General features: G+C 36.5%; 14 protein-coding genes. 3 read left to right on the top strand and 11 right to left on the bottom strand.

The window, feature by feature from the left end; translation table 11 throughout:
* Positions 1-212 precede the first annotated feature (212 nt).
* The gene (locus tag ACH3O9_RS03190; RefSeq protein WP_416444324.1) at positions 213-1217 is read left to right on the top strand and encodes an alpha/beta fold hydrolase; all 1005 of its coding nucleotides are present in this window, start codon (positions 213-215) and stop codon (positions 1215-1217) included.
* Between the two features lie 78 nt (positions 1218-1295).
* On the opposite strand, the gene ACH3O9_RS03185 is transcribed toward ACH3O9_RS03190, so the two are convergent.
* On the bottom strand, positions 1296-2786 hold the full coding sequence (locus ACH3O9_RS03185; RefSeq protein WP_416446614.1) for an SLC13 family permease: 1491 nt from the start codon (positions 2784-2786) through the stop codon (positions 1296-1298).
* Between the two features lie 188 nt (positions 2787-2974).
* Here ACH3O9_RS03185 and ACH3O9_RS03180 point away from each other — a divergent pair, with 188 nt between their 5' ends.
* Both ACH3O9_RS03180 and ACH3O9_RS03175 read left to right on the top strand, forming a co-directional pair.
* Entirely contained in the window at positions 2975-3508 is a 534-nt protein-coding gene (locus tag ACH3O9_RS03180) for a hypothetical protein (RefSeq protein WP_416444322.1), read from the top strand.
* Positions 3509-3546: 38 nt separating this feature from the next.
* Entirely contained in the window at positions 3547-4248 is a 702-nt protein-coding gene (locus ACH3O9_RS03175) for a Bax inhibitor-1 family protein (protein WP_416444321.1), read from the top strand.
* Positions 4249-4298: 50 nt separating this feature from the next.
* On the opposite strand, the gene rpe is transcribed toward ACH3O9_RS03175, so the two are convergent.
* The 10 genes from rpe to fbaA form a co-directional block, all read right to left on the bottom strand.
* The gene (gene rpe, locus ACH3O9_RS03170) at positions 4299-4952 is read right to left on the bottom strand and encodes a ribulose-phosphate 3-epimerase (RefSeq protein WP_416444319.1); all 654 of its coding nucleotides are present in this window, start codon (positions 4950-4952) and stop codon (positions 4299-4301) included.
* 135 nt (positions 4953-5087) lie between these two features.
* Complete coding sequence (locus ACH3O9_RS03165) at positions 5088-5492, bottom strand: BLUF domain-containing protein (protein ID WP_416444317.1); 405 nt, start codon at positions 5490-5492, stop codon at positions 5088-5090.
* Between the two features lie 222 nt (positions 5493-5714).
* Positions 5715-6578: a sigma-70 family RNA polymerase sigma factor gene (locus ACH3O9_RS03160; RefSeq protein ID WP_416444315.1), complete on the bottom strand. Its 864-nt coding sequence runs from the start codon at positions 6576-6578 to the stop codon at positions 5715-5717.
* Positions 6579-6784: 206 nt separating this feature from the next.
* Complete coding sequence (locus tag ACH3O9_RS03155; protein WP_416444313.1) at positions 6785-7984, bottom strand: glutamate-5-semialdehyde dehydrogenase; 1200 nt, start codon at positions 7982-7984, stop codon at positions 6785-6787.
* A 31-nt stretch (positions 7985-8015) separates the two neighbouring features.
* Positions 8016-8786: a glutamate 5-kinase gene (gene proB / locus ACH3O9_RS03150; RefSeq protein WP_416444311.1), complete on the bottom strand. Its 771-nt coding sequence runs from the start codon at positions 8784-8786 to the stop codon at positions 8016-8018.
* 2 nt (positions 8787-8788) lie between these two features.
* A complete protein-coding gene (gene proC, locus ACH3O9_RS03145; RefSeq protein WP_416444309.1) occupies positions 8789-9604 on the bottom strand; it encodes a pyrroline-5-carboxylate reductase in 816 nt (271 codons plus the stop codon).
* 290 nt (positions 9605-9894) lie between these two features.
* Positions 9895-12126, bottom strand: coding sequence for a polyribonucleotide nucleotidyltransferase (locus tag ACH3O9_RS03140; protein ID WP_416444307.1), 2232 nt, complete (start codon positions 12124-12126; stop codon positions 9895-9897).
* 196 nt (positions 12127-12322) lie between these two features.
* Entirely contained in the window at positions 12323-12592 is a 270-nt protein-coding gene (rpsO, locus tag ACH3O9_RS03135) for a 30S ribosomal protein S15 (protein WP_416444305.1), read from the bottom strand.
* A gap of 94 nt (positions 12593-12686) precedes the next feature.
* Positions 12687-13544 (bottom strand): acetyl-CoA carboxylase, carboxyltransferase subunit beta, encoded by an 858-nt coding sequence (gene accD, locus ACH3O9_RS03130; RefSeq protein ID WP_416444303.1) that lies wholly within the window; start codon positions 13542-13544, stop codon positions 12687-12689.
* A 52-nt stretch (positions 13545-13596) separates the two neighbouring features.
* Complete coding sequence (gene fbaA / locus ACH3O9_RS03125; protein ID WP_416444301.1) at positions 13597-14664, bottom strand: class II fructose-bisphosphate aldolase; 1068 nt, start codon at positions 14662-14664, stop codon at positions 13597-13599.
* Positions 14665-14689 lie beyond the last annotated feature (25 nt).

The following is a 14689-nucleotide window of genomic DNA, read 5'->3' as shown; positions in this document are numbered from 1 at the left end:
CGTCCTGATTTGCTAAAAAGCTGCCTTAGAGCAGCTTTTTTTGGCTTCCAAAAATTACATAAAGCTTATGAAAGCTTTAGTATTAATAATTGGAGCTATTCTTTAATTTGGACCTTCTACACAGGTTTTAATTATCAAAGATTGCGTTGATAAAAAGGAATATTTTAATTAATAATATACCCGTCTAATTTTTATATTTTAATAATAAGTACATGAAAGTAAAAATAATACAAACACTGGTTGCTCTAATATTTACGATTGGTTGCTTTGCACAAAAGGGAGATATTAGAAAACTGGATATAGATCTAAGTAATTACGATTATCCTTACCCGGTATCATACATGACATTTAATTCTCAGCAACAGGATTTAAAAATGGCATATATGGATGTAAAACCAACTAATTACAATGGTCATAACGTGATGCTTCTACACGGCAAGAATTTTAACGGTGCTTATTGGGAAACAACGATCAACGCTTTGGCGAAAGCCGGTTATCGCGTAATTGTTCCAGACCAAATAGGCTTTGGTAAATCTACAAAACCAGCACACTATCAATTTACATTTCAGCAATTAGCAACAAATACAAAAACTCTTCTTGATACTATTGGCGTTGAAAAAATATCGGTTTTAGGACATTCTATGGGTGGTATGGTAGCCACACGTTTTGCCTTGATGTTTCCGGAAACTGTAGAAAAATTTATTCTTGAGAATCCTATTGGTCTTGAAGACTGGAAACTTGTTGTGCCTTATAAGACTATTGACTGGTGGTACGATAACGAACTTAAAAAAGATTATGAATCAATAAAGAACTATCAAAAAGAGAGTTATTACGACGGCAACTGGAAACCGGAATATGATAAATGGGTTAATGTGCTCGCCGGGTGGACGCTTAATGAAGAAGATTATCCTAAAATAGCCTGGGATGCTGCACTAACTTATGATATGATCTTTACTCAACCGGTGGTTTATGAATTTAAAAATATTACAAACCCTACTTTGCTCATAATTGGTACACGTGACAGAACTGCTTTAGGGAAACCTCTCGTTAGCGACAGTGTGAGAGCTACGATGGGGCGTTACGATCAATTAGGGAAAGCGACTCGCGATAAAATTAAAAATGCAGAGTTGGTAGAAATACCTAATATAGGTCACTTACCACATATTGAGGCTTTTGACCAATTTATAAAACCACTTCTTGAGTTCTTGAACAAGTAGTCAATTAATAAAGCAGCATCATATTTATCCTCCAAAATCGGTTAAAAAGGGTTGAAAAATGGCTTTAAAAGCGAAAAATCAGATCTTTTTAAAATTAACAGGAAACTCATCAGGAATGAAATCCCATATTAGCGGAAGCGCGTAATAAGTGAGGATTGTAATGATAAGTATCGAAATTAAATTGAGCCAAACGCCGGTACGAACCATATCTGGAATGCGTAAATAGTTTGAGCCAAAGACAATGGCATTAGGAGGTGTGGCGACCGGTAACATAAAAGCACATGAAGCTGAAACAGTAACGCCTACCATTAAAATGTAAGGATGAGCATCAAAAATTAAAGCAACGGGTACAATAACAGGTAGAAGCATCGCAGTTGTTGCCAAATTAGAGGTGATTTCAGTTAAAAAATTTACAGATGCTACAAGAATTAAGATTAAAAGCAAAAGACTTATATGCTGAATTGAAGTAAGCTGTTCCCCTATCCATAATGCGAGCCCCGTTTGTGAAAATCCGCTGGCAAGCGCTAACCCGCCTCCATAGAGTAGAAGAATTCCCCAGGGTAATTTAACGGCTTCTTCCCAATTGAGTAATTTTCCTTTTTTGTCACTTTTTGCTGGAACTAGAAACAAAGTAAGAGCAAAGAAAATAGCGATAATAGTATCATCGATTTGTGGTAAAAAAGGTTTCAGTAAATAAGATCTAAACATCCAGAAAAATGCGGTTAAGCTAAAAACTAACAGCACGATTTTTTCTTCACGGCTTATTTTACCTAATTCCAGAAGCAGTCGTTTAACCTCATTTCTTCCTCCCGGAAAGGATTTAGGCATCTTTAAATCTTCTTTTCCGGCGAAAGCGTAACGTGTTAAATAGAACCAGCAAATAAATAGTAGCAAAATTGAAATGGGAACGCCATACTTCATCCATTGTATAAAACTGATCTCGACCCCGTAGCTTTCTTCTAAAACCCCTGCAAGAACAAGATTAGGTGGTGTGCCAATTAATGTCGCGATACCACCAATAGAAGCTGCATAAGCAATTGCAAGCATAAGCGCTTTGCCAAAAATTTTGGTTTCGTTTGCCTTTGTAGCGGGATTATCTTTAAGTTGAGTAACTATAGCCATTGCAATGGGAAGCATCATAACTGTGGTTGCTGTATTAGAAATCCACATCGAGAGAAAATCCGTGGCGATCATAAAACCCAGAATGATTCGGTTTACGCTTGTGCCTATAATATTTATAATATTGAGTGCTATCCTGCGGTGTAGTTTCCATTTTTCTATAGCAATCGCGATAATAAAGCCGCCTACAAATAGAAAAACATATTTATGGCCATAGCTTGATGTGGTTTCTTCTAAAGATAGTGCGCCTGTTAAGGGGAATAATATGATGGGTAAAAGTGCAGTAGCCGCTATAGGAATGACTTCTGTTGTCCACCATACGGCAATCCAGGCAGCACAGGCGAGTGTCGCCTGCGCTTCTTTAGGTAAACCTTCACTTTTAAAAATGAAGAAGAAATAAATAAATAACAAAGGCCCCAGAAAAAGCCCAATGATCTTTGTACGGGTCATATTTTTCATCAAATGAGAATGAAGCAAAATAGTTAAATTTTAGACTTTGGCTTTATAATTAGTCATTCAATATTTTTTAGATTTACTCACTGGGTGAGATTTAAAGCCGGTTAACTTATTTATCAACATTAAATTTAGAGTTCATTTGCTCATTATAGAATCAAGTTTTTAATACAGATATAAATTATATGAATACAATTTTAGGAATAGGTTCACGCATAAAACATGTAGAATATGGCGCCGGCGTGGTCACCAATGTTACTTCAAAGCACTATTGGGTGACATTTATAGAATCTGGTATTGAGACCATAGAGTTAGATTCTGATTTTGAAATAATAGAGGCAGTAGAAGATGAGGTAGATACGGTAAGTTTCTCTGAAGTTGAAAACACGCTGCGAGAATTGCTTAAACGTTATTCTGATATTTCTGAAGTAGTTGCAATTGCAGATAAATATAAAGGTGGTACGCTTACTATAAGTCCAAAGGATTCTAATCTTTCCAGTAAAGAAATTCCTATTGATACTTTCTTCCATAAAATTGTTATGGTGCGCGACCGCATACGCGTCATGGAACAAAAAATTAATGCAAGTAAAAATCTTGATGATCAAGAGAAGATAGATCTGCAGCAGTATGTTACACGTATTTACGGCAGTTTGACTACGTTTAATGTACTTTTTAAAAACAGTTCGCAGAGTTTTAAAGGCGAATCTTCAAAAAAATAGTTATTTTCATTATCATAAAATCTATAACCAAATAATTTATGGAAGAATTACAAACTTATAATCCTATCAATACTTTAACTGAAGAGCGTAAAGCTGTTTTTTACAGAAAAACATACTCACATCTTGCTCTGGCAGTATTGGCTTTTATTCTTGTTGAAACGTTATTTTTTCAAATACCACCTTTGCTTGAATTTGCATTGTCACTTACTCAGGGATGGTCCTGGTTATTGCTTTTAGGCGGATTTATGTTGATTACTAATTACGCCGAAAAGCTAGCTTTAAGTTCTCATGATTCTAAAATGCAATACCTGGCACTTTTGCTGTATGTAGTTGCAGAAGCTTTTATCTTTATACCATTGATCTTTATAGCAATTATGGTTGCTGAAGATGGCGCTTTTGATATATTGAATCAGGCAGCTATTCTTACACTTTCTCTTTTTACAGGTTTATCTGCCGTGGTATTACTAACGAAAAAGGATTTTTCATTTTTGAGATCTATCCTTGCTATAGGATTTTTTATTGCGTTAGGCTTAATTATCGCCGGCTTGATCTTTGGGTTTAATCTGGGACTTTGGTTTAGTGTAGGGATGGTGGTACTGGCATCAGGTTCAATTTTATATCAAACCTCAAATATGGTGCATAAGTACAGCGAAGATCAATATGTGGCTGCTAGTCTAGGTCTTTTTGCTTCTCTTATGCTTCTTTTCTGGTATATTTTGAGCATTCTTTCAAGAAACTAAAAAATCGGGCAAAAACATACAGAAAGCACCTTTTAAGGTGCTTTTTTCGTTTAAATCAACTTCAGATTTTTAATAGTTTGAAGCGGATTTTCAGACTTAAAAATAAAGCTTCCCGCCACTAGAACGTCTGCGCCCGCATCTATTAATTTATCTGCATTTTTATCTGTCACACCACCATCTATCTCGATCAAAGTCTTAGAATTACTCTGCAGTATGAGTTCTTTAAGCTCGCTTATTTTTCTGTACGTATTCTCAATAAAGCTTTGTCCCCCAAAACCAGGATTTACGCTCATTACTATAACCTGATCAATTTGAGTTATAACTTCTCTAAGAAAATTAACAGGAGTATGAGGGTTTAAAGCCACACCGGCATGCATGCCCGCCGTTTTAATGGCTTGTAAGGTTCTATGTAAATGAGTACAAGCTTCGTAGTGTACTGTTAGATTTGTTGCTCCCAATTCTGCAAAATCTTCAATATAACGATCTGGGTCAACGATCATAAGGTGAACGTCAACAGGTTTCTGGGTGTGCTTTGTGATTGCCTCGAGCACTGGCATTCCAAAAGAAATATTAGGAACAAAGAGACCATCCATAATATCGATATGAAACCAGTCTGCCTCACTTTTATTTACCATTTCTATATCCTGCTGCAAATTTGCAAAGTCTGCAGCAAGTAGGGAAGGAGCTATCATTTTTTGAGACATATTAGTATTTTAATCAAATTATTCTGGTTTTAGATTAATTGAATCTAAAATTAAGTTCTGAGGCGATAGATAATTTTATTCGCGGTACAACTTCCGTAAAAGTAAAATTTATATATAAATCAAATTAATTTACGGTTACATACCTTTCAAAATTCCTTCAATTGTACCAATAGTTTTATCTATTTGTGGGTCTTCAAGAAGTTTGAGATAGTCTAGATAATCTTTAAGTTCTGTGTGCAGTCTTGAATCAGATATTAGAAAACCAGATTTGTAACCATCAAAGGCTCTTTGTGGCATTTCCTGCTCAAGTATCAAGAATATATCCTTGTGCCTTTTATCTATAGAGATTCTACTAAAAAGATCTTTTATTTCGTTTTTATCGCCTTCTAGAAGTTGAACAAAATTGCGGTTATTATGTACTAAGAATCCCGAAATTTTGTGATCAATATTCCAATTAACTGTGAAATTAAATACTTGATTAATCTGTTCTTGGGTTAGGTTGTCGGCCGCGTAGCTTACATAGGCTAGGGAGTAAATCATTGGTTGGTTGATTTATAAGGTATTACTTAATGTTATTCTAAATGGGCTAAAATAATAAAATCCCCGGTAATCAGCCGGGGATTCATTCATCAATCAAAAAACGAACAGTTATGATGAACTGTTGTTATCTTAAATAAGTTATTTCGCATTTAACTAAAGCAATTTAAAAAAATATGCTTCAATTCTATACTTTTTAACGAATAATTGCCAAAGATAGAGAGGTTATCCTAAATATGTCTTAAGTATTTTACTGCGAGATGTGTGTTTAAGTCTTCTTATTGCTTTTTCTTTAATTTGACGTACACGTTCTCTGGTAAGATCAAAAGTTTCTCCTATTTCTTCTAATGTCATAGGGTGTTGATCTCCCAAACCAAAGTAAAGACGAATCACATCTGCCTCTCTTGGAGTAAGTGTCTCAAGAGCGCGCTCAATTTCTGTACGTAATGACTCATGTAAAAGATCTCTGTCTGGATTAGGTGACTCACCAGAACGAAGAACATCGTAGAGGTTAGAATCTTCACCTTCTATAAGAGGAGCATCCATACTTACGTGACGCCCTGAATTTTTAAGAGACTCCTTAACATCATTAATGGTCATATCAAGTTCTTTTGCAATTTCTTCTGCGCTGGGCGGGCGCTCATGAGCTTGCTCAAGAAATGCATACGTTTTGTTGATCTTGTTTATAGAGCCAATTTTATTAAGCGGTAAACGCACAATACGAGATTGCTCTGCAAGAGCCTGAAGTATAGATTGTCTAATCCACCATACAGCGTATGATATAAATTTAAAACCACGCGTCTCATCAAAACGCTGAGCAGCTTTTATCAAACCAAGATTACCCTCGTTGATAAGGTCTGGTAAAGTTAATCCCTGATTTTGATATTGCTTAGCCACAGAAACGACAAAACGTAGGTTAGCTTTTGTCAATTTTTCTAATGCCCTTTGGTCACCCGCTTTTATACGTTGTGCCAATTCCACTTCTTCGTCGGCCGTAATAAGGTCGACTTTTCCAATCTCTTGTAGGTATTTGTCTAAAGATGCGGTCTCCCTGTTGGTGACCTGTTTAGTGATTTTGAGCTGTCTCATTTAAAATAGCAATAATTTACGTGGTACTTCATGCATCACATCTATTATACGTAGTAATACAGGAAAATGTTACAGAAAGGTTAAAACATTTTTTAAATTAATTATAAATCACTATTTATCAATATGTTGTGTTTTGTTAAATTTCAATTTCAGGAAATAAAAAAGGAGTCTGATTAAAGACTCCTTTTTCTTTTGTAATTATAGTATTATACTCTAATATGACCATCACCATACACATAGTACTTATTAGTAACTAATTGTTTAAGACCCAGCGGACCTCTATGATGTAATTTGTCTGTACTAATAGCGAGTTCTGCACCTACACCCATCTGCCCGCCATCTGTGAAGCGGGTAGACGCATTATGATAAACAGCAGCAGTGTCAATATTCTCCATGAATTGTTTTGCCACCTCTTTATTTTCGGTCATTATTGCGCTACTGTGACCACCACTAAAAGTATTTATTTTATTCATGGCCTCGTCAATACTATCTACAGCACCTATAGCTATTTTCATTGCCAGAAATTCTTCATACCATACATCTTCATTATCTATGGTTTGGTTTTCGGTTAAAGTTGCATGAATTTTTTCATCAACAATAACCTCTACTTTTAGGTCTTCTAAGACCGATTTTAGCTCATTTAGGCGGGTTTTATATTGAGGAAGATTAGTGTCTACTAATACTTTATCAAGTGCATTACAACCCGAAATCTTATCGGTTTTAGCATTGATAATTACCTGCAAAGCCTTGTTCCAGTCTGCTTCGGGATGTACATAAAGAAAATTATTTCCTCTACCGCTAATTAAGACAGCGCATTTTGCATGTTCTTTTACAAAATTGATAAGTCTTTCACCTCCTCTGGGTACTATAAGATCTAAAGGCTGATCAGGATTACGCAGAAATTCCTGAGTTTCTTCTCTATTCATTTGTAGCATTGTAATCCAAGATTTATCCAGGCTATTTTCCTCTAAAGCTTCATGCCAGCATTTTACGAGAATCTTGTTACTATTTAAAGCTTCTTTTCCTCCTTTAAGAAGGATTTTATTATTTGCTTTAAATGCTAAAACAGCAGCTTCTATAGTCACATCTGGGCGAGATTCATAAATGATCATTATTGTACCAAATGGGGCCGTTTTATTAATAATTTCTAATCCGCTATCAAGAGTTCTATTAGAAATTACAGTATTAACCGGGTCTTCCTGTGCTTGCACTTCTTTAATAGCCGTGATCATGCCATCTATCTTGCTTTCATTCACGACAAGACGATCATATAAAGCCTGATCCTCTCTTGTAAAAGCATCAAGATCTTGTTTGTTAGCTTCTAATATTTGGGTTCTGTTCTTGTCTATGATCTTAATCATAGAATCAAGAACTTTATTTTTTATATCTGTTTTTAATAATTGCATTGTTAATTTGGTTTTAAAGTTTAAAACTTCCTTAAATGTGAAATTTAGTCCCAATGTCTTTACCAGCCATTAGGTCTACGATTACATTCTTACGCTTACCGTTAGCGATATATGTGGGTATATTTTTTCTCGCTGTTGCTTTAGCGATTTTGAGCTTAGATTTCATACCTCCACGGCCTTCACCTTCAGCTTTGTTTGATTCCTGAACATATTGTTCTACATCTTCCTCAGGGTGAACGTTTTTCAATTTTGTAGAATCATCACTATCAGGATGTCCTGTGTAAAGTCCGTCAGTATCTGTAAGCAGGATCAATGCGTCTGCTTCAATCAATTCTGCCACAAGGCTTGCAAGCTCATCATTGTCACTAAACATAGACATAGTGAGAGAAACTGCATCATCCTCATTTGCGATAGGCACTATACCTTCAGCCAGAAGGCCTTCATAACAGTTTATCATATTCTCGCGGTACATGCCGGGTGCAAAATCCCTTTTGGTAGCGAGAATTTGAGCACATCGCATTCCGTAACTATGAAATAAAGAATAATAGTGGCGCATCATACGCGGTTGACCTACAGAAGAAAAAATTTGTCTTCTAATAGAAGGATCAGTCTCCTTGCTATCTCCTAGAATTTCTTTTCCTGCTATTGCAGAACCTGAAGACACCAGTACCGGCATAATATCATCTTCATATAAAGCTGCAACCTGTCTTACGAGTTCCTGAAGAATAGGACCAACAATGCGATTATCTTTATTAGTCATCACATTAGTACCTATTTTTATAACTACTCTTTTCTTGTTCATATCTACGATACGGTTTTTTCTTTTCCTAATTCTGTTGCGCGATCAAATGCTGCATATGCAGCTTCTTTAATCAGCTCTTTCACGTTGTTGTCTTCCATAGAATCTAAAGCTGCTCTGGTGGTGCCACCTTTTGAAGCTACTCGATTCATCCACGTTTCAGGAGAAAGATCAGACTCATTAAATATTTTCACAGCTCCCTCAAAAGTTTGGGTTACAAGTGTACGCGAGTCATTTGCAGAGAAGCCCATTTTAAGGGCAGCTTCCATCATAGACTGCATGAAGTAGAATATATATGCGGGACCACTACCTGAAATTCCGGTAGAAGCATCAATAAATTGTTCTGATTCTACATGAATAGATTCTCCGGTTGTATCAAGCAAATTACGAACCATGATAAGTTCTAGGCGAGTGACTTCTTCTGCCTCGGTAAAAGACGTTACACCTTTACCAACTTTCGCCGGAAGGTTAGGCATTGTGCGTATTACCTTCTTGAGATCTAGTCCTTTTTGAATAGTGTTTATAGTGACGCCTGCCATCAATGAAACAATGATCTGGTCTTTGTTTACCAGATGTTTCATATTGTGAAATAATTCTTCACTATGAAATGGTTTAACTGCCACAAAGATTACATCTGCTTTTGAAACGCATTCTTCTAGAGTGTCAAACACATCAAAATTTGGTATTTTTCTTAATGTTAATGTCTTTTCTGATGAGACATCATAAATCATGAGATTTCTACGGTTTAAGAATGGTGATTTTGCCATTCCTTCAGCATAGGTTAATCCCATGTTGCCTGCACCAATTACAAGTACTTTCATTACTTTGTTTTTAACTATTTTAGTTTTACAGTGTTAATGCTGCAAGTACTGTGCGAGAATGCCTATAAAGACATGAGAGAAATTATTTAAGAATTTAAAGTGTTCTTAGCTGCTATTGATAGTAAGCTCGCAGCATATCGTTAATATTTTGTTAAAATAAAAGAATTTAAAATAGAATTGCAGATTTGGCGGATTCTCTAAAAATCGGTGATTTTGGCAGTAAATTTGGCAGTTTTGCATAAAAAAACGCCCCGGTAGTTACCAGGGCGTTCTATTATAAACCAAGAAATTTAATCTCTTTTATTATCTCTGCGATCTCTGTCGCGATTACCACGATTATCGCGATTGTCACGACCCCCGCTTCTTTTATCATCGCGAGGCGGACGTTCTTTGTAACCTTCAGGTTTTGGTAATAATGCTTTACGCGAAACTTTCTCTTTGCGCGTTCTAGAATCGACACCAAAATACTTCACATCAAATACATCACCCATATTAACTACGTCGCTTACATTTTCTGTACGCTCCCATGCTAATTCTGATACATGTAATAATACTTCATTACCCGGAGCTTCTATATATTCTACAACAGCACCAAAGTCTAGCATCTTGATCACTTTAACTTCGTAAACACTTCCTACAACAGGTTTAAATGTAATTGAATCAATTTTAGCTAAAACAGCATCAATACCTTCTTGATTTGTACCTAAAATCTCAACAATACCTTCTTCTGTAACCGGATCTTCATTGATCACGATCGTAGTTTTTGTTGTTTTTTGAAGCTCCTGAATTACTTTACCACCTGGTCCTATCAAGGCGCCAATAAATTCATTAGGAATTGTAACAGATACCATTTTAGGAGCATGAGCTTTCACATCAGTATTAGGCTCTGCGATAGTATCAGTTAATTTGCCTAAAATATGCAATCTGCCAGCAGCAGCTTGTTTTAAGGCATTTACCAGAATTTCATAAGAAAGACCTTTTACTTTAATGTCCATTTGGCAAGCAGTAATACCATCAGCAGTACCGGTAACTTTAAAGTCCATATCTCCTAAGTGATCTTCGTCACCTAAAATATCAGATAAAACGGCGTATTTTCCGGTTTCAGCGTCAGAAATTAATCCCATTGCAATACCAGAAACCGGCTTTTTAAGCTGAATACCAGCATCCATAAGAGCCATAGTCCCACTACAAACAGTTGCCATAGAAGAAGAACCGTTAGATTCTAATACTTCAGAAACTACACGTACAGTATAAGGGCAATCAGCCGGGATCATACCTTTAAGGGCACGTTGAGCTAAGTTACCATGACCTATCTCACGACGAGAAGTACCACGTATAGGGCGAGCCTCACCAGTTGAAAAAGGAGGGAAGTTATAGTGTAAATAAAATGTCTCCTCACCTTCAAAAGAGGGCATATCTATTTGATTAGCTTCTCTGGAAGTTCCTAAAGTAACAGTTGCAAGAGCCTGAGTTTCTCCACGTGTAAAAATTGCAGAACCATGAGTAGAAGGAAGGTAATCTACCTCACACCAGATAGGACGTATCTCATCTGTTTTTCTTCCGTCAAGACGTAAACCTTCATTTAAAGTAAGATCACGTACTGCAGCTTTTTCAGCTTTGCTGTAGTATTTAGAAACTAAGTCACCAAAGTCTTCTAATTCTTCTTCAGAAAAAGTTGCTTTGATCTCTTCTTTAATTTCTGCGAAAGATGCACTTCTTTCATGTTTAGCAGAACCAGCTTTTGCAACAGCATAAACTTTATCATAAGCTAACCCATGAATTTTTTTAGCAAGTTCTTCATCTTCACGTTCGGGAGCATACTCACGAACTTCTTTTTTGCCAAAAGCTTCAGCTAATTTTAGCTGAGCAGCACATTGTATTTTAATATGGTCATGAGCAAATTTTATTGCATCAACCATTTCTTCTTCAGAGATTTCTTTCATCTCTCCTTCTACCATCATTACAGAATCTGCAGAAGCACCTATCATCATGTCGATGTCAGACTCTTCTAGCTGAGCTCTTGTAGGGTTGATAACAAATTCACCGTTAACACGACCTACACGTGCTTCTGAAATAGCACATTCAAATGGAAAATCTGAAAGCTGAATTGCCGCAGAAGCTGCAAGACCTGCCATTGCATCTGGCATAACATCTTCGTCATGAGACATTAACTGTATCATAACCTGAGTTTCTGCATGATAATCTTTTGGGAAAAGAGGGCGTAAAACACGGTCTACAAGACGCATGGTTAATACTTCGCCATCACTTGGGCGCGCTTCTCTCTTAAAGAAACCTCCAGGATAACGCCCTGAAGCTGCAAATTTCTCACGATAATCTACCGTTAATGGCAGAAAATCAACGTCACTTTGTTTGTAGTTAGAAACTACTGTACAAAGCAACATACATTTACCCGACTGTACAACAACAGAACCATGAGCCTGTTTTGCCAGTTTTCCGGTTTCGATGGTAATTTCTCTACCATCACCAAGGTCTATGACCTCTTTGTAAGTTTGTGGAATCATAATAGTTTTTCATCACACCTAATGGTGCTATTATACAATACCCTAACCTTTTAGGTTAGCGGTTTGGTCTGTTGTGTTGTTGTGTGTAGTAAATGACCAATGAAAAACCTAAGGGTAGCTTTCTCTGCCCGTCCACGGGACTTTTTATTCTTTCGCAAAAGCGAAATAAAAAGGGGCAAAAATGCCCCTTTAATAATTACTTTCTTAAACCAAGTTCTTTTATAATCTCGCGATATCTTAAGATGTCTTTTTTAGTCAAGTAGTCAAGTAACGATCTGCGCTTACCTACTAACATAACTAGAGAACGCTCTGTATTATAATCTTTACGATTCTTTTTTAAGTGCTCTGTAAGGTGGTTTATACGGTATGTAAATAATGCGATTTGCCCTTCAGCAGAACCGGTATCATTTTTACCTTTTCCGTACTTTTCAAAAATTTCTTCTTTCTTCTCTGTAGTTAAATACATGCCAATATTGATTTAATGATTTTTATGTATGCAACGGTTTTTCCGTTAAGCGTGCAAAGATACATATTTTTTGAAATATAACTATTTCAAATACTTAGTTTCTTATTGGCTTATTAGTTATGAGATCAATGTACAGGTTAACTTTCTTTTTAAGGTCTCTCCTGTGTGTAATAAAATCAAGAAAGCCGTGTTCTTTAAGAAACTCTGCTGTCTGGAAACCATCAGGAAGTTCTTTTCCTGTTGTATCTCTTACTACACGGGGTCCTGCAAAACCTATTAAAGCTCCCGGCTCAGATATATTTATATCTCCTAACATCGCAAATGATGCTGTAGTACCACCCGTTGTTGGGTCTGTACATAATGAGATATAAGGCAGTTTAGCATCTGCTAACTGTGCCAGCTTTACTGAGGTTTTAGCAAGTTGCATGAGAGATAAAGCCGCTTCCATCATACGAGCACCACCAGATTTTGATATGATCATAAATGGTAGCTTATTTTCTAAAGCATAGTTTGCAGCGCGCGCTATTTTTTCTCCTACAACAGAGCCCATAGAACCGCCTATAAATTTAAAATCCATAGCGGCAACTACAAGATCTTTGCCCATGCTTTTACCTACAGCAGTACGTACAGCATCTTTTAAACCGGTTTTTTCCTGAGCATCTTTTAGACGGTCTACATATTTCTTACTGTCCTCAAAATTTAATGGATCTTTTGAAGTAAGATTTTTGTCCAGCTCTTTGTATTTGCCTTCATCAAAAAGAATTTTAAAATACTCTTCACTACCTATACGTACATGATAATCATCTTCAGGACTAACATAGAAGTTCTTCTCGAGTTCTTCTGCGTCAATTATTTTGCCTGTAGGTGATTTATACCACAATCCCTTAGGGACGTCTTTCTTGTTCTCTGTGGCAGTTTGTATTCCTTTTTCTTTTCGCTTAAACCAAGCCATAATTACCTTCTGTATTTAATTTCTAAAATGCTTAATCCTTTATTTCCTAAAACTAAAGGACGTTTACATTGTTAAGGTCTTCAAAAGCTTTTTCAAGGCGTTTGCTAAAGTTTACTTCACCACTGCGTAACCATACACGAGGATCGTAGAATTTTTTATTAGGACTGTCATCTCCTTCTGGGTTTCCTATTTGAGCCTGAAGATAACCAGCATTTTTATCAAAATACATACGTATACCTTCGCAGAAAGCCCATTGAAGATCTGTGTCAATATTCATTTTTACAACACCGTAGCTAATCCCTTCACGTATTTCTTCTACAGTAGAACCGCTACCACCGTGGAATACGAAGTCAATCGTATTTTCACCTACATCGTATTTTTCAGTGATATACTCCTGAGAGTTCTTAAGGATCTTTGGAGTTAATTTTACGTTACCTGGCTTATAAACACCGTGTACGTTACCAAATGCTGCTGCAATTGTAAATTGATCACTTACCTCTTTAAGTTGCTCATAAGCATAAGCTACTTCTTCTGGCTGAGTGTATAATTTAGAATCGTCAACATCGCTGTTATCAACACCATCTTCTTCACCACCTGTGATTCCTAATTCAATCTCAAGCGTCATTCCCATTTTGCTCATACGCTTTAGGTATTCTTTGCAAATAGCAATGTTCTCCTCAAGAGGCTCTTCACTTAGGTCTAGCATGTGTGAACTATAAAGCGGTTTGCCAAAAGCCTCAAAATGCTTTTCACTAGCGTCAAGAAGACCATCAATCCAGGGTAAAAGTTTTTTAGCACAATGATCTGTGTGCAAAATAACTGTAGCTCCATAATGTTTTGCCATCTCATGAATATGCAAAGCACCAGCTACACCACCGGCGATAGCGGCCTGTTGACCATCGTTAGAAAGTCCTTTACCGGCATTAAAAGCGGCGCCACCATTAGAAAACTGAATGATTACAGGAGAGTTAAGTTTTGCTGCAGTTTCAAGAACTGCATTAATGGTACTTGACCCAATTACATTTACAGCTGGGATAGCATATCCTTTCTCTTTTGCGTGTGCAAAAATTGCTTGTACTTCTTTACCGGTTGCTACACCCGGTTTAATATTATGGCTCATAAGATGTTGTTTACTTAATTAAAGA

The organism is Leeuwenhoekiella sp. A16 (assembly GCF_047946675.1).
GTDB lineage: Bacteria > Bacteroidota > Bacteroidia > Flavobacteriales > Flavobacteriaceae > Leeuwenhoekiella.
The sequence above is the reverse complement of the archived record's forward strand: the minus strand, read 5'-3'. Positions and strand labels throughout refer to the sequence as shown.